We start from the raw sequence: 16,635 nt of genomic DNA, 5'->3' as shown, positions 1-16,635 counted from the left end.
ATTTTTGACAGAACGATGATACCAACAATTGCAGAATTTAATAAACGACTGACAAGCTTAAAAAAAGGGCATGAAAAATTGCTCACAAAAAAGAATAAACGCCTTACGAAAAATTATAATGGAATTTATTATCGTTACAAACGGCCGATTCTCACAGGGGAGCACGCTCCTTTGCATTGGCGTTACGATTTGAACTACGAAAGTAATCCGTTCTTAATGCAACGTATTGGAATAAACGCAGCTTTTAATGCGGGTGCAATTTATTTGAACGGCAAATATTTGATGGCGGTGCGTACCGAAGGCTGGGACAGAAAATCATTTTTTGCCATTGCTGAAAGTCCGAATGGAATTGATAACTGGCGTTTTTGGGAGCGACCGGTTACACTTCCGCAAACCGAAGATCCGGATACCAATGTATATGATATGCGATTAACGCAACACGAAGATGGTTGGATTTATGGTGTTTTTTGTGCTGAGCGGAAAGATCCGGCGGCTCCAAAAGGAGATACTTCACAAGCGACAGCCAGCGGCGGGATTGCCCGTACCAAAGATTTGATAAACTGGGAACGTTTACCCGATTTTATTTCGCATCACGGGCAGCAGCGAAACCTGGTGTTGCATCCTGAATTTGTTGACGGGAAATATGCTTTTTATACTCGTCCGCAGGATGGATTTATCGATGTTGGCGGCGGCGGTGGAATTGGCTGGGCTTTGGTTGATGATATCACAAAAGCTGAAGCGCCGGAAGAAAAAATTATCGACGAGAAAATTTACCATACGATAAAAGAACTCAAAAACGGACAGGGACCAGCTCCGATTAAAACCGAAAGAGGTTGGTTAAATTTGGCACATGGAGTACGTGGCTGCGCTGCCGGTTTACGCTATGTCCTGTTTATGTTTATGACAGATTTGGAAGATCCTTCAAAAGTAATTGCCCGCCCGGGAGGTTATTTTATGGCGCCCGAAAATGAAGAGCGGGTAGGGGATGTTTCCAATGTTTTGTTTACCAACGGATGGATTCGCAACGAAAAAGATGAGGTGTTTATTTATTACGCTTCGTCGGATACGCGCATGCACGTGGCAACGTCAACCGTTGACAGGTTGGTGGATTATTGTTTGAACACACCTGAAGACGGATTTCGTTCCGGGAAAAGTGTTGAAACCATAAATAAATTGATCGAAAGGAATCAGGGGAAATATTAAGATTTCAGCTAAAAGTGGCTTACTTTTGCAGGAAATCTAATTCCGACAAAAATGAATAAAAAGTACAACTGGGCCATTTTAGGCTGTGGAAAAATAGCACGAAAATTTAGCAGCGATTTAAAATTGCTTTCAAATGCAAACCTTTACGCAACGGCGTCGCGGAGTTTAAAAAAAGCGCAGGATTTTGCCAATGAATTTGGTTTTGAGAAAGCTTACGGAAGTTATGAGGAGATGCTTGCCGACCCGCAAATCGACGCTGTTTATGTGGCTACTCCACACTCGTTTCACCACGAACATGCAATACTTTGTTTAAAAAATAAAAAAGCAGTGCTGTGTGAAAAAGCGTTTGCCATCAACAAAAAAGAAGCAGAAGAAATGGTAGCCTGCGCCAAAGAAAATAATACTTTTTTGATGGAGGCTTTTTGGACCATGTTTCAACCGAGTTTTGTTAAAGCAATGGAAGTTATCCGGTCAGGTGAATTGGGAAAACTCAAGTTGGTTCGTTCCGATTTTGCTTTTAACGGTGAGTTTAATCCCGATAATCGTTTGTACAATGTGGCGCTGGGCGGCGGTTCTTTGCTCGACATTGGAATTTATCCGGTATTTGCTGCCTTAACTTCGCTTGGAAAACCGGAATTGCTAAAAACACTTGTCGATTTTAGCTCAACCGGTTCGGAAGAAACCATCAGCATGATTTTCAAATATAAAGATGGCGAGATGGCCAATCTTACATCCAGTTTTGCATCATTGTCTCCTACACAAACCGAATATTGGTTTGAGAACGGATACATGATTTTGAATCCGCGCTGGTTTACCCCAACAAATATTACGGTAAAAAAGAATGGCGAGGATGAGCAGATTTTGCATTCAGGACACGAAAAAGGCTGGGGTTACCAGTATGAAGCGGCGCATGTAATGGAATGTCTTGATGCCGGTAAAATTCAAAGCGGCCGGATGAGTTGGCAAATGAGCCTCGATTTGATGGAAACGCTTGACCGCGTCCGAATTGACGCCGGAATATTTTTCCCTGACCACGATAAAAATTTATTTTTTTAACGAAGGTCTAATTTTTAATTAAAAGAAGTTGAAACCAGAAATTTTTAAAAGAGAATTCGAAAACGAACTAACCAACAATATTTTAAAATTTTGGCAGGAAAAGGTTTACGACCCGCAGCGAAAAACATTCTTCGGGCAGGTGTCAAATGAAAATGAGACTTTTCCTGAAGAACCGCATTCTGCAGTGCTAATCACCCGGATTTTGTGGGCTTTTTCTTCTGCCTATCGTGTTTTCCCGGAAACGGGTTATAAAAATATGGCCGATGAAGCTTACCGTATTTTAATGGAGAATTTCTGGGATAACGAAAACGGCGGAATTTTTTGGTGCGTTAGTCCCGATGGCGAAGCACTGGATACCAAAAAACAGTTTTATGCACAGGCGTTTTTTATTTATGCGCTTTCTGAATATTATCTCGCTTTCAAAAACGATATGATAAAACAACTGGCAATTTCCATGTTTATGCTTTTGGAAAGATATGGAACAGAACCTGGATTTGGAGGCTACATTGAAGCCAGTACTGCCAATTGGAATAGTATCGAAGATCAACGTTTGAGCCCGAAAGATATGAATGTGCGGAAATCGATGAACACGCATTTGCATGTTTTGGAAGCATACACCAATTTATATCGGATTTGGAAAGATGATGCGTTGAAGGAAAAGCTGGAAGCACTTATTCATATTTTCCTGGATAAAATTATCGATTCAAAAACCGGTCATTTTTTATTGTTTTTTGATGACGACTGGACGATTCGCGGAGATATTGATTCTTACGGTCATGATATTGAAGGAAGCTGGCTTTTGTATGAAGCTGCCGATGTTTTGGGCGACGAAGCTTTAATAAATCGAATAAAACCGATTGCTTTAAAAATGGTGAAAATTACAATTGCCGAAGGTTTACAGGAAAACGGTGGTATTTTTTATGAAAAGGAAAATGGCAAATCTTTGGAAGAATACCACTGGTGGCCGCAGGCGGAAGCTGTTATTGGCTTTTTTAATGCATGGCAAATTTCCGGCGATATAAAATATAGAGAGTTTGCGAAGAAAAGTTGGGAGTTTATTCAAAAGCACATTATTAATCCTGAATACGGAGAATGGTTTTGGGCGAGAGATAAAAATTTCGATTTGCTTCCCGACCATAAAATTAATGCATGGAAAGCGCCGTATCACAACGGACGGATGTGTTTGGAAATGATTCGAAGGCTTGAGGAATAGTGCACTTTTATATTTGCATTCTTGCAAACATTTTAAGTTTTTGCGTGTATTATGGTGTAAAGATTCGTTTATAACAAACAAAAACGAACCCATAAATTGAAATTTGGTGTGTTGATTTTGTATTTTTGATAAAAAGTGAATGGTTATGAGAAAGATTCAACTTAATATACCAGATAATGTTGATTTAAAAGATTACGACCTCTCAATGATAATTGCTTCGAAATTATATGAAGATGCAAAATTATCGGCAGGACAGGCGGCAGAAATTGTTGGATTGTCAAAAAGAGCATTTATAGAAATGTTGGGTAAATACGGGGTATCTGTTTTTAGTTCTTCTGTTTCTGATTTACATTCTGATATAGCAAATGCCTAAAATCGTAATTTCAGATACGAGTGCACTAATTCTTTTTCATAAGATTGATGAACTCAACTTGTTAGAGAAGGTTTATGGTGAATTGATAACTACACCCGAGATCGCTGAAGAATTTGGGGAGGAACTACCTTCTTGGATTAAAATCCAGTTTGTAAAGAATAAAAAATATCAGAAGCTTCTGGAAACACAACTTGATTATGGAGAAGCTAGTGCTATCGCATTAGCAACAGAACTCGAAGATGTATTGCTTTTACTGGATGATTTAAAAGCGAGAAAGTTAGCTGTAAGGCTTAATTTTAAGGTAACTGGTTCTCTGGGTGTGATTCATAAAGCTAAGAAAATGTCAGTTATTCCAAAAGTTAAACCATTAATTGATAAAATGTTGATGACTGATTTTCGAATTTCTGCCAATATTGTTGAAGAGATATTGAAATTGAATGATGAGTAAAACATCGGATTTATGCAAAAGTTCAGGCATTTGATTTCAGTTTTGGTTGTCTTGTTGTTTATCAGTAGCTGTCAGTCTCAAAATTCAGGAACGATGGATTATTCAACTGTAAAAGAGCTTGATATTGAACGCTACCTTGGAACCTGGTATGAAATTGCGCGTTACGACCACCGTTTCGAACGCGACTTGGTTGGCGTAACCGCAACTTATTCTAAACGCGACGATGGAAAAATAAAAGTTGTAAATCGGGGTTATAAAAATTCTTTGGATGGAGAATTGGATGAGGCGGTTGGAAAAGCAAAACTAACTGACGAGCCGGGCAAATTAAAAGTGTCTTTTTTCTGGATTTTTTATGCCGATTATTATGTGCTGGAATTGGATAAAAATTACCAGTGGGCGCTGATTGGAAGTTCAAACGACAAATATTTGTGGATTCTGAGTCGCACTCCTCAATTGGACGAACAAGTTTTGATTAACATCCTTAAAAAGGCGGAGCAACGTGGCTACAGCGCTTCAGAATTAATTTGGGTGAAACAAAAAGAGCAATAAAAAAGCACCAGTATTTTGTACTGATGCTTTCTGGATTTATTCTTATTGTATTATGCTTGTTTTACCAACTGCACATTCACTTCCAGTTTTACTTTGTCAGAAACAACTACGCTTCCAGCTTCAGTTACAGCATTCCATTTCAAACCATATTCTTTACGGTTAATTGCACCGGTAAGTTCAAAACCTGCTTTTGTTTGTCCGTAAGGATCAACTGCAATTCCGTTAAATTCAACGTCTAAAAAAACTTCCTGGGTTACGTCTCTAATGGTAAGGTCACCAACCAGAGTTTCTCCGTCAAATGATTTTGATTTGAATGTAATCAGCGGATGTTTTTCTGCGTTGAAGAAATCGTCTGATTTCAAGTGGGCATCACGATCGCCGTTTTTTGTAACAATCGAATCTACTTCTACTTCTACCTGGATATCTGCATTTTTGAAATCGTCACCTTCTGTTTCTGCAGTAACATCAAATTTTTCAAATTCGCCACCCATGGTCGAAATCATCATGTGTTTTACTTTGAATGTGAACTCTGAGTGTGCTGCATCTACTTTCCAAATCGTTTTTTTGCTTTCCATAATTGTAATTTTTAATTATTAGTATTTTATTAAATTTCTTTTTGTGGGCGCATGCCCTTGTTATTAATTCATCGGTATTTCCATTAATAAAACCCGGCTGTTTTCAATTGATTTGAACTGAAAATTTGTTGTATCCCAAATTCCAAAGCCGTCGCGTTTGTTTAATTTTTGTCCTGCAATTTCAACTTCTCCGTCGAGAACAAAAGCATAAACTCCGTTATTTGCATCTTTCAACTGGTACGTTTCTGATTTTCCGGCTTCAAATTTGCCCAAATGAAACCATGCATTTTGGTGAATCCAAACTCCCTGGTCTTCTTTGTTGGGAGAAAGAACCTGGTAAAATGCATTTTCTTTTTTTACATCGCGAATTGAAATCTGGTCGTAACGCGGTGTGAGATTTTTTGCGTTTGGGAAAACCCAAATTTGCAGGAACTTCACTTCTTTGTCGGTATTTTTATTGTACTCGCTGTGGAATACTCCGGTTCCTGCGCTCATTACCTGAACATCGCCTTCTTTAATTACAGCTTTGTTTCCCATGCTGTCTTTGTGTTCTAAATCTCCTTCCAGTGGAATAGAAATAATCTCCATGTTATCATGTGGGTGCGTTCCAAATCCTCTGCCGGGAGCGACACGGTCGTCGTTTAAAACCCGAAGAACGCCAAAATGCATTCTTTCCGGGTTGTAATAATTCGCAAAACTAAAGGTGTGATGCGAATCGAGCCAGCCGTGGTTGGCGTGTCCCCTTGTTTCTGATTGATGCAAAATTGTTTTCATTTTTATTTCCTTTCTGTTTCTTGAATTATTGTTGATACAAAGGTCAGAAGAAAATAAAAGCCGGGGAATATGAGAATACGGAGAAAGATTATGAAAAAACGACCTTAAGGTATTTTATTGAATTGAGAGGGCGGAATTCCGGTTTCTTTTTTGAAAAAAGCACTAAAATTAGCCGGTTCCGAAAATCCTAATTCGTAGCCAATTTCTTTACTGGTTAACCCGGAAAATGCAATTAATCGTTTGGCCTCGATAATTATTCTGGACTGAATAAATTCTTTTGCTGTTTTTCCCGTCAGCGATTTTACAACACGATTTAAATAATCGGGTGTAACGCTAAGTTCGGCTGCATAATCGCTGGTTTGGTGCCATTCTGAATATTTCTTATCAACCAGATTTTTAAAATTTTTCAGAATTGAATTTACAGCTTCCTGGTTTTGCGGATCTTTGCTTTTTAATGTACAAACGTTGTTTCCGTGAATCAACAGCAATTTTATATACGAACTAATCGCCTGTTCTTTATATTTTAAATCAGAGGCCTGTATTTTTATCATTTCCTCGCAGAAACCTGAAAGAAGAACCAATTCTGCCTCGTTAATCGGCAAGGGCGGCGAGTGTCCGTGGTCGTTAAATAAATTTAAGTCATCAATAAAATGAAAGGGAATGTTGTTTTCAATTAAAAACTGAGTTGAAAAAAGAATTACGTAACCCGAAGATTGTTGCTCTTCAATTACCTGATGAATTTGTCCCGGGCTTACAAAAAAGACCTGGTTGGTTGAAAAAGAGTATTCGTTAAAATCGATGATGTGTTTTCCGGTAGCTTTTTTTACCACTAAAACGGTGTAATAATCGTGCCGATGCGGTTTGTCAACTTGTCCGTTTCGTTCAGCATAAATGTCTTCCATCCGCTGAATTCTAAAATTTAAACCATTGTCGCGGTTTACATCTTTATATGTTTTAATGCTTTCTTCCATTTGCCCTGAAACCATCAAACTAATTCCGTCCTTTAGGGCGGTGGTAAACAAAGTCAACTTGTCCTTGGATTTTGAAAAAAATGAAATTGAAATAAATTACATTTTTTTCAAGATCCATAAGTAATGACAATTTCCCGTTGAGCACCGCCTTGAAAGACGGTGTTACTCCTTGCGAAACTAATTACAATATCTTTTTATAATGTTGTATGCACCAATCAGCCCTAATTCTCCCGCCCTACTTAAATCGAGTGCGCCGCCTTCCACATCATCAAGGTAAATTTTTGTCAAACCACGATTAAAGTAAGCTTCTGCAAATTCAGGTTCTAATTCTATCGCACGGTTTAAATCTTCAATCGCACTTTTGTATTCTTTCAGCCTCAGTTTTATATAAGCTCGATTGTAGTACCCAAAAAAGAATTTAGGATTAAGAAACAGTGTTACTTCGTAATCATCCATTATTTCTTTATAATCGATATTTGCATGAGATTGTTGACCATCGTCTGTTGAAAAACGCTGTGTAATCGGGATGCTGAATTCACTTTCCGAACCTGAATTCATTTCAATTTCCTGCAACATCTTAAAACGACAATTTGCCTGTGTAAAGTAGGCAACTCCGTTTTTATCATCCATTTTGATTGATTGATCTATATCAGCTAATGCATCGTTGTAATTTCCGGTCAGACTATTGAAAATTCCACGGTTTAAGTAATTGTGGGCGTTTTTCTGAATTTCCAGGCGTGCGTTAAAATACAAAATAAAATTTTCAAATACGTCCATGTATTCAGCCACCGGTTTGTTTGAGATTGTCAACAAAGGATTATAATTATTTTTTTCGTTTAAATCTTCAATAGCCATGTTGTAATACTGGAAACGGTCGTAATCAACATCGTTTTTGTCAAAAGCTGAAATGATAAAAATCGGCTGCAAATCAATTACTATGTTTTTGTTTTGAATTCTGCCATCGTCAACTTCCTCTTCTTCATCATCAGGTAAATTTCGAGAGTCCTCAATAATCAAATTCATTCTTCTCCTTCTATTTCTCTCGTTGTTTTCCTTTTCGTCTTCCTGTTTGTTTTGAGTATTTGCGTTAGACGAAGCATTGTTTTTCTGCGGGTTATTGTTCGCAGGAGGAGCGCCAGAGGAATTGTTTTGCTGTGTGGTATTATTTTTTGCTGAAGTAGCAGAGGAATTATTTTGTGAATTTCCGGACTGTTGTGATTGTGCATTGGGTGAATTTTGTCCCTGATTTTGATTCTGCTGGTTTTGTTGATTTTGCGCCAATTGTTCAGCATCCAGACGCCTGCTTTCCAAATCAAATTTAGGATCAAGCTGGGAGGCAATTTTGTAGTCGCTGGTATACCCCGGACGGCCAAGGATCTCCCGAGCCATTGCGCGGTTAAAATAAGCACTTGCCATTTCCGGGTTAAGCTGGATAGCCATGTCATAATCCATAATCGCACCAACGTAATCCTCCAGTTTGTGTTTAACAATTCCCCGATTGTTAAAAGCCAGCGCATTTTTAGGATCCAGCCTGATGCTCTGGTCATAGTCGCGCAAAGCCGAAGCAAAATCATCCTGTTCAAAACGGGCCAGGCCGCGGTTTAAATAAGCTGCCGCGTAATGCGGGCGAATAATAATAACCTGGTTCAAATCACGAATAGCTCCGTTAATGTCACTCTGCACAATTTTTGCATTACTTCGGTTCATCAAGGCATATGTCGATTTTGGATTGATTTCAAGCGCCTTGTTATAGTCCTCAATGGCTCCTTCCATATTTTTCTGAGCCAGTTTTGCAATTCCCCGGTTATTGTATATTGATTCATTGTCAGGGTCAAACTCCAGTGCTTTATTATAATCACTAATGGCTTCGTCGTATTCCTTCAGGTTGTGGTAGGCCATGCCACGGTTGGTATAGGCCCGAGGGTAAAAAGGTTTTATTTCCAGCGCTTTATTATAATCTTGTATCGCCCCGCGATAGTCTTCAAGCTGATGTTTTGCCACCCCCCTGTAAAAATAGGCCTCGGGAAGATAAGGTTTGAATTTTATTACAATGTTGAAATATTCGATGGCTCCAGTATAATTTCCAATCTGAATACGGGTTTGTCCAACAGTCATATAATGGTTCAGATTAACCTGTGCCTGCGATTGGGCTATCAGGAGTCCGAGAAAAAGTATAGCTAATATTCGTTTCATCCTTTTATTGTAAGGAAACAAAAATAATATTTTACAAACAGAGCTAAAGGTTTGATTAATTTTATTTAACTTTTTCGGCAAAAGATGATAAAATGTGTAAAAGATGTGAATGGGGAACAAAAAATGAGTTGATGATTCAGTATCACGATACTGAGTGGGGGGTACCTCTGCACGATGATAAAAAATTGTTTGAGTTTCTGGTTTTGGAAGGTTTTCAAGCTGGCTTAAGTTGGCAGATTGTTCTAAATAAAAGAGAAGCATTTAGAAAAGCATTTGATAACTTCAATCCAGATATAATAGCTAATTATAATCAGGACAAAATAGATGAACTGCTTCAGGATAGTTCTATAATTAGAAATAAACTTAAAATTAATGGGTGTGTAAATAATGCAAAATGCTTTCTTGATGTACAAAAGGAATTCGGCAGTTTTGATAGATATATCTGGGGATTTGTAAACAATAAACCGATAGTAAATAGATTAAAAACTATCAGAGATATGCCAACTACAACACCTCTTTCAGATGAGATATCTAAAGATTTAAAGAAAAGAGGTTTTAAGTTTGTAGGCAGTACTGTTATTTATTCTCATCTACAGGCTACGGGAGTTATCAACGACCATTTAATCACTTGCTATAGATATAAAGAGATATTGGATTTGTTCTAAATAATTGTTGCTGTAATAACGAAATATGCCTATATACAGGCGTCGGGAATGGTAAATGACCATTTGTTGTTTTTGTTTTCGCTGAGATTAATTGAATGAGTTAATACACATCCAATGGCTAAAAAATAGAATCGAAGATCTCCTTATTCTTTGGAGGTGATTTCAATATATTAGTGGCCAGTTTGTTATGTTCTGTTTTACAGAGAGGGTTTTGTTGTCATGTTGCCAGGTTTGCTATTCTCCCCAAATAACCTGCGTTTCGGTGTATGAATTACATTCAATATTATAGTACCAGTTGTCGTCGTCGGCATTACTGTCCAACAAATATGCATGTAATTGTATTGTTAAAACATCTCCTGTATAAGGAGTGCTTATCCAGCCTTCGGTATCTAAACCTATCAGAAAAGCATTTGATTCTGAAGTAAGTTCAGCACCACTAAAAACAATATTTCCAGCTTGGCTTAACAAATTGACTTTATATATGTTTGCACGGCTGACAGCTTCCCAGGAAAGATAAATGTAGTAATTTGTGTTGTCATAACTGACAGAATCAATTTTTGGGAAATCGATAATACCTGCATCAAACATATCGGTAACAGCAAATGTTTTATTATTGCCATATGAACCCGTAAAACGGTAAGTACCAGCCGCCATCATCGAAGTAGAAAATTCGTCTTCCTCCGGTTCTTTTATATAGGTTGTTAAATATTCATATGGCTCAAGTTCAGTGAGTTCTCCATTTGGTGTTTCAACCATTGCAGACTCAATCGATGAATTTGCAATTAAGTGATAATAAGGTGCATACAGTGTCTCATCGCCCACTTTCTTTTTCTGTATAAAAATGTCACCATAACCTTCAAAAGTTTCCTCGCCTTCATTAAACTCATCTTTGCAGGAATGTAGAATAATTCCAAACAAAAGCAGAAAAACAATTCCGGCGGACCACATTTTTTGATTAAACATGTTATGAAATTTTTCCATCATGACTTGTTTTATGGTATTTTGATACAAATATGTAAATAAAACTTACTTATTTCAAAATAAAAACTATATAGAAATTACTAATATTCAAGAGATATTGTTTTAACCCAATGGGAGATTTTTCATCAAAGCATAATTTGCTTTTTGGGTCTGAAACGAATATTATATTTCCGTTGCTTTTTGATTATTCGTTATCGGCTGTCATAGTGATTGTTAGCTGTTTTGTTTCGGTTTGTATTTAATTATGTATCTGTTTTCATAAGTCCTTTAAACATTGAGCTTGAATCTGTGTTTTAAAATTCAGAATGTTTCTAAAAGGTAAAGTTTTTGTTAAGAAATTTTATTTATTAATTTTGACAGCTAGTCAAATTAGAGCATTAATAGTTTAGGAGATAAGATGAGGTTGAAATTACTTTTTGCTGTTGTATTCACAGCTTTTGTGGCAAACATTCTGTTTGCGGGAAATGAAATAAAAAAGAACAAAAAAGAACCAGGTTATGAGTTTAAGGATGAAATCCTTTTGCCTGCCACACCTGTGAAGGATCAGTATCGTTCAGGTACATGCTGGTCGTTTTCTGCTTTGTCGTTTTTGGAGTCGGAAATGCTGCGCTTGGGTAAGCCTGAAGTTGATCTTTCAGAAATGTTTGTAGTATGGCATGCTTATTCAGAGAAAGCAAAAAAACACGTACGTTTGCATGGTAATTTGAATTTTTCTGCTGGTGGTGCATTTCACGATGTTACCAATATGATACGTGAATTTGGTATCGTTCCCGAATCGGTTTACGATGGATTGGAATATGGTGAAGAAAAGCATGTTCACGGGGAAATGGATAGAGTTTTGAGAGAAAATGTTGACGCTGTTGTTGAAAATAAGAACAGAAAACTAAGCACCGTTTGGCACGAAACCATTGACCAAACACTAAATTCTTATCTTGGTGATCTCCCCGGGAATTTTGATTACAAAGGAAAAACATATAATCCAAGAGATTTTGCTTCCGATTATATTGGTTTAAATATGGATGACTATGTTGAGATTTCTTCATACACACATCATCCGTTTTACTCAAAATTTATTTTGGAGGTGCCTGATAACTGGTCGTGGGACAAGGTTTATAATGTGCCGTTAAAGGATTTGGAAGAAATTATAGATTATTCACTGAATAACGGTTTTACAGTTGCCTGGGCTGCCGATGTTAGCGAGAAAGGTTTTGCTACCAGCAATAAGGGAGTCGCCGTTTTGCCTTCTGCTCCATCTGAAGACATGAGTGATGCTGAGATTACTCGTTGGGAAGCACTTTCCGACAGAGAAAAGGAAAAAGAGTTATACGAACTAAAAAATCCGGTTCCGGAATTGGAGGTTACCCAGGAAATGCGTCAGGTAGCATTTGATAACTATCAGACTACCGATGATCATGGGATGCATATTGTAGGAATATCAAAAAATCAGGAAGGAAAAATATTTTACAAAGTAAAAAATTCATGGGGTGACTATAATAAGTACAAAGGATATTTTTATGCATCAAAACCTTATGTAAATTATAAAACCATGTGTATTATGGTTCACAAAGATGCTATCCCGCAAAAAATAAGAGAAAAACTGGAGCTTTAAATAATAGCCCTTCAGATTTGTCTGAAGGGTTTTTTTATCTTTGAAAATTCAAACGATAAAACATGAAGTTTCGGCTTTTATTTTTCACTTTTTTATTTTCATTCTTATATACAAGCGCCCAGGATGACTGGGGATGGTGGAACGAACTTCACGGCTGGGAGTCAGGTGATCCGGGGTGGCGAAACTGGATTAAGATTACTCCCGGTTATATGGGGCCAAATGCATTACCTGTTCCCGAAATTAAGCGAGGATTTATTACGGAGGAAACTGAGTTTCAGGTTACAGCCTCAAATCACTTTCATTCAGGAGACCCCACTCAGGATATTTCTGCAAAACTTTTTCTTCCATTTGCAAAAAATAGAATTGCTGTTGAAATGTGGGGAGTATTGTTTGAGTATTTTGCTTTCTCAGAAGAAATTAGAAACGAACGAATCGCCAGAAACAAAGATGGAACAGGAGTTGCGATTGGCGATTTTTATTTTAGTACTTTGATTCAGATTTCAAAAGACAGAAGATTCCCCAATACTTTGCTAAGGTTTGCTACAAAAACAGCTTCGGGAAACCAGTTGGAGTCTGCACGTTACACCGATAGTCCCGGTTATTTTTTTGATTTGAGTTTTTCAAAAGATTTTGGACAAAAAGAGGCCACTTTATTTCGTCCTTTCGGATTAATAGGTTTTTATTCCTGGCAAACCAACGATGAACTCAATCTTCAGAACGACGCGTTTTTATATGCTGTGGGAAGTGAAATTGTAAAAAATACCTGGTTGTTTTCGGGTTCATTTTCGGGTTACTCCGGATATAAAAATGAGCACGACCGGCCGATGCAGCTAAATTTTGAAATGCGTAAAGATTTTGAGAACAGAGCAGTCAGGCTTAAATATCAACATGGCTTACACGACTGGAAATATAAAACGTTGCGTGTTTCATTTATCTGGAAGTTTAAAGGCATAAGCTAAATCATATAAAAATTAATTTGGAATACTAATTTTGTACGTTATATACTGGTAATCGTTTCTACACTATAAAGTGAGCTATTATTTTGTTGCCAACATAAAGATTCGTGATACGCGGGAGTATCAAAAATATATTGATAAAGCCGGCGAGATATTTAAAAAGTTCAACGGTGAATATTTATCTGTTGAAAATGAACCACAGCTACTGGAAGGAGAGTGGGATTATACACGTTTTGTGCTTATTCAATTTAAAACAAAAGAAGATTTTGATGAATGGTACAATTCCGACGATTATCAAAAAATATTAAAGCATAGGTTAAACGCAGCAAAATGCGACACTTTGTTAATAAAAGGAATAAAAAGCTAAATTCGCTGATTGTAAACGAAAACAGAAAACAAAATTCGGAGAATTAAAGACAAAAACATGAAAAAACTTTCACTGGTTATTTGTGTATACAATGAAGAACCAAGTATCCATCCCCTTTCAAAACAAATAAAAGAAGCATTAGGTGGAATTGATTTTGAAGCTATTTTTGTTGACGATGGTTCAACTGATAATACGGTTGCTGAAATTAAAAGAATAGATGATGAGCGTTTTATCCTCGTTGAGTTAAAGAAGAATTACGGGCAAAGCTCAGCATTACAAGCCGGAATAGACCAGGCGGAAGGTGAATTTATTGCGTTGATTGATGGTGATTTACAAAACGATCCCGCCGATGTACCCATGATGCTGAAAATGATTGAGGAAGAGGACTGGGATATGGTTGCCGGCGTTCGTGCCAATAGGCAGGATGGAATGTTCCTTCGTAAAATACCTTCAAAAATTGCGAATTATATGATCCGGAAATCCACTGGGATTCATATGAGAGATTTAGGCTGTACACTCAAAATTTTTACAAAAGAAACAATAAAAAGTATTCACATTTATGGGGAATTACATCGTTATATTCCGGCTTTAATCGCACTTGAGGGAGCCACCCATCTTACTCAGGTGGATGTAAACCACAGGCCTCGTGAATTTGGAAGTTCAAAATATAATCTGGGGCGAACTACCCGGGTAATGAGCGATCTGATATTAATGGTATTTTTTAAAAAATATTTGCAACGCCCGATGCACTTTTTCGGAACTATCGGTATTGTTACACTTGGAATAGGAGTATTGATTAATATTTACATGTTAATTCTGAAAATTTTGGGAAATGATATCTGGGGTAAACCTCTTTTATTGTTGGGGATTTTGCTTGTAATGGGAGGGATTCAGTTTATCACTATCGGAATAATTGCCGAGTTGCAAATGCGTACTTATTTTGAATCGCAGCATAAAAAGCCATACCGGGTGAAAAAAGTCGGATCAACAAAGGCTTAAAAAGATTAGTTAAAAATTGTTTGAAATTTCTAAAGCAGGAGTTTATCAGCCTCGACATTTTTTAGATGAAAATAGGTTGAAAAACATATTTTTCTTTGTTTCTAAAACGATTGATAATTAAACCTTTGATAGAATAATTTGTCTAACTTTGTTGTAATTGTTCACCTAAAAATTGAGCCATGAGAATTGTTAACTTTTTTTCTTTCACATGTACAGTATTATTTCTTGCAAGTTTTAGTTTAAGCGCACAGGATAAAGTTATTCATGGAACTGTTACAACTTTTGACAGTATCAGACTGGCAAAAGTGGATGTAAAAGTAAAGAGCACAGGGCAAATTATTTTAACTGATAATTATGGAAATTTTGCAGTGCAGTGTGATAATGATGACGTTTTGGTCGTTAGTGCTAATGGTTTTTATAAGCAGAGAGTTAAATTGGACTCTAAAATTAAATTTGCTGCAATAAACCTTGTGTTGAAACCTGGTCCCAAAAGCAGAGAACATGCCGTAGGGTACGGACATGTAAGCGATGTGAACAGACTTAACGCCTTGTCGAACCTTAATGACGATGATTTGGACTTCTCGAAATATACTGATATTTACGAAATTTTGAGAGGCCGGTTTTCAGGCGTACGTGTGGTGGACGGGGAGGTAATAGTAAGGGGGAAAAATACTTTTGATAGTTTTAATAATGCTGCACTTATCGTAGTAGATGGAGTTCAGCGAGACGAAAGTGCTCTGAGTAATATTCCAACCGATCAGGTGAAAAGTATTGATATTATCAAGGATGGGAGTTCAGCCATATACGGAGTTCAAGGGGCAAATGGCGTTGTCGTTATAGAAACAAAACGAGGCAGCGACATGAGTAAAAAGTAAATTGCATAGAATTTGTTACTTTTTATCTGTATTTAAAGATTAAAAAACAAAAGAGATGGGTAAAACTAAAAAATCTAAAATAAAAACCATGAATCGAAAAATCTATTATTCACTACTGTTTACAATAGCTTTTTTTGTGTCGCTGAACTTGCAGGCACAAGATCGAATTATTCACGGATTGGTAACTACTTTTGACAGTATCATGATAAATGGTGCAAGTATTAAAGTAAAAAGTACCAAACAGGAGGTTTTTACTGATAGCCTCGGAAATTTTTCCGTTGGTGTTGCTAACGAGGATGTTCTCGTCGTTAGTGCAAAAGGATTTTATAACCAGAGAGTAAAGTTGGACGAGAAATCCAAGATTGCGGCGATAAACCAGAAACTCAAACCTGGCCCCAAGGCTAAAGAATATGCAATAGGTTATGGTTATGTAAACGATGAAGAAAAGCTAAATGCTTTGTCATCTCTCGATCGGGACGATATGGATTTTTCACAGTATAGTAATATTTTTGAAATTATTCGCGGACGTTTTACCGGGGTTCAGGTGGTAAACGGCGAAATTCAAATACGAGGAGTAAATTCAATCAATTCGAGTACAGCAGCTTTAATTGTTCTTGATGGTGTGACGGTAGATTCAAGTGTGCTAAATTCGATACCGACCACACAGGTAAAAAGTATAAATGTAATTAAAGACGGAAGCGCAGCTATTTATGGTGCACGAGGCGCAAACGGTGTAGTAATTATTGAAACCAGAAGAGGTAACGATTAAAAAGAATTGGGGTAATAAATTAAAAAGGGGTAGAATGGTTTATTTGTTAAAAACCACTA

Annotated in this window: 18 protein-coding genes; 13 read left to right on the top strand and 5 right to left on the bottom strand. The window is 37.2% G+C overall.

The genetic code is table 11. From position 1 onward, the window contains the following. Nucleotides 1-15: 15 nt before the first annotated feature. The 6 genes from GM418_RS03045 (at nt 16) to GM418_RS03020 (ending at nt 4,842) form a co-directional block, all read left to right on the top strand. The gene (locus tag GM418_RS03045) at nt 16-1,203 is read left to right on the top strand and encodes a glycoside hydrolase family 130 protein (protein WP_281350254.1); all 1,188 of its coding nucleotides are present in this window, start codon (nt 16-18) and stop codon (nt 1,201-1,203) included. A 51-nt stretch (nt 1,204-1,254) separates the two neighbouring features. Continuing rightward, the gene (locus GM418_RS03040) at nt 1,255-2,259 is read left to right on the top strand and encodes a Gfo/Idh/MocA family protein (RefSeq protein ID WP_158863025.1); all 1,005 of its coding nucleotides are present in this window, start codon (nt 1,255-1,257) and stop codon (nt 2,257-2,259) included. 28 nt (nt 2,260-2,287) lie between these two features. Then, entirely contained in the window at nt 2,288-3,472 is a 1,185-nt protein-coding gene (locus tag GM418_RS03035) for an AGE family epimerase/isomerase (RefSeq protein WP_158863023.1), read from the top strand. Between the two features lie 145 nt (nt 3,473-3,617). Further along, nucleotides 3,618-3,845 (top strand): UPF0175 family protein, encoded by a 228-nt coding sequence (locus GM418_RS03030; RefSeq protein WP_158863021.1) that lies wholly within the window; start codon nt 3,618-3,620, stop codon nt 3,843-3,845. Continuing rightward, nucleotides 3,838-4,293 carry a PIN domain-containing protein gene (locus GM418_RS03025; RefSeq protein ID WP_158863018.1) on the top strand — a complete coding sequence of 152 codons (456 nt, stop codon included), beginning with the start codon at nt 3,838-3,840 and terminating at the stop codon, nt 4,291-4,293. Before GM418_RS03030 ends, GM418_RS03025 begins: the two co-directional genes overlap by 8 nt. 12 nt (nt 4,294-4,305) lie before the next feature. After that, the gene (locus tag GM418_RS03020) at nt 4,306-4,842 is read left to right on the top strand and encodes a lipocalin family protein (protein ID WP_158863016.1); all 537 of its coding nucleotides are present in this window, start codon (nt 4,306-4,308) and stop codon (nt 4,840-4,842) included. Between the two features lie 50 nt (nt 4,843-4,892). Here the strand turns inward: GM418_RS03020 and GM418_RS03015 are convergent, their stop codons facing one another. From GM418_RS03015 to GM418_RS03000, 4 genes are all read right to left on the bottom strand, one after another. After that, complete coding sequence (locus tag GM418_RS03015; protein ID WP_158863014.1) at nt 4,893-5,417, bottom strand: YceI family protein; 525 nt, start codon at nt 5,415-5,417, stop codon at nt 4,893-4,895. Nucleotides 5,418-5,480: 63 nt separating this feature from the next. Further along, entirely contained in the window at nt 5,481-6,191 is a 711-nt protein-coding gene (locus GM418_RS03010; protein WP_158863012.1) for a pirin family protein, read from the bottom strand. A gap of 104 nt (nt 6,192-6,295) precedes the next feature. Next, nucleotides 6,296-7,219: an AraC family transcriptional regulator gene (locus GM418_RS03005; RefSeq protein WP_217447693.1), complete on the bottom strand. Its 924-nt coding sequence runs from the start codon at nt 7,217-7,219 to the stop codon at nt 6,296-6,298. Between the two features lie 120 nt (nt 7,220-7,339). After that, nucleotides 7,340-9,355 (bottom strand): tetratricopeptide repeat protein, encoded by a 2,016-nt coding sequence (locus GM418_RS03000; protein WP_158863010.1) that lies wholly within the window; start codon nt 9,353-9,355, stop codon nt 7,340-7,342. Between the two features lie 92 nt (nt 9,356-9,447). Between GM418_RS03000 and GM418_RS02995 the strand changes: the two genes are divergently transcribed. After that, on the top strand, nt 9,448-10,020 hold the full coding sequence (locus tag GM418_RS02995; protein WP_158863008.1) for a DNA-3-methyladenine glycosylase I: 573 nt from the start codon (nt 9,448-9,450) through the stop codon (nt 10,018-10,020). A gap of 234 nt (nt 10,021-10,254) precedes the next feature. Here GM418_RS02995 and GM418_RS02990 read toward each other — a convergent pair whose 3' ends face one another. Beyond that, nucleotides 10,255-11,004, bottom strand: coding sequence for a hypothetical protein (locus GM418_RS02990; protein WP_158863006.1), 750 nt, complete (start codon nt 11,002-11,004; stop codon nt 10,255-10,257). A gap of 394 nt (nt 11,005-11,398) precedes the next feature. Between GM418_RS02990 and GM418_RS02985 the strand changes: the two genes are divergently transcribed. From GM418_RS02985 to GM418_RS02960, 6 genes are all read left to right on the top strand, one after another. After that, complete coding sequence (locus GM418_RS02985; RefSeq protein ID WP_158863004.1) at nt 11,399-12,610, top strand: C1 family peptidase; 1,212 nt, start codon at nt 11,399-11,401, stop codon at nt 12,608-12,610. 62 nt (nt 12,611-12,672) lie between these two features. Beyond that, the gene (locus tag GM418_RS02980; protein WP_158863002.1) at nt 12,673-13,569 is read left to right on the top strand and encodes a hypothetical protein; all 897 of its coding nucleotides are present in this window, start codon (nt 12,673-12,675) and stop codon (nt 13,567-13,569) included. Nucleotides 13,570-13,639: 70 nt separating this feature from the next. Beyond that, nucleotides 13,640-13,933 (top strand): DUF1330 domain-containing protein, encoded by a 294-nt coding sequence (locus GM418_RS02975; RefSeq protein ID WP_158863000.1) that lies wholly within the window; start codon nt 13,640-13,642, stop codon nt 13,931-13,933. 57 nt (nt 13,934-13,990) lie between these two features. Next, complete coding sequence (locus GM418_RS02970) at nt 13,991-14,932, top strand: glycosyltransferase family 2 protein (RefSeq protein ID WP_158862998.1); 942 nt, start codon at nt 13,991-13,993, stop codon at nt 14,930-14,932. Nucleotides 14,933-15,111: 179 nt separating this feature from the next. Beyond that, nucleotides 15,112-15,807 carry a TonB-dependent receptor plug domain-containing protein gene (locus GM418_RS02965; RefSeq protein WP_158862996.1) on the top strand — a complete coding sequence of 232 codons (696 nt, stop codon included), beginning with the start codon at nt 15,112-15,114 and terminating at the stop codon, nt 15,805-15,807. A gap of 88 nt (nt 15,808-15,895) precedes the next feature. After that, nucleotides 15,896-16,576: a TonB-dependent receptor plug domain-containing protein gene (locus GM418_RS02960; protein WP_158862994.1), complete on the top strand. Its 681-nt coding sequence runs from the start codon at nt 15,896-15,898 to the stop codon at nt 16,574-16,576. Nucleotides 16,577-16,635 lie beyond the last annotated feature (59 nt).

Source organism: Maribellus comscasis, from assembly GCF_009762775.1.
Classification (GTDB): Bacteria; Bacteroidota; Bacteroidia; order Bacteroidales; family Prolixibacteraceae; genus Draconibacterium; species Draconibacterium comscasis.
The sequence above is the reverse complement of the archived record's forward strand: the minus strand, read 5'-3'. Positions and strand labels throughout refer to the sequence as shown.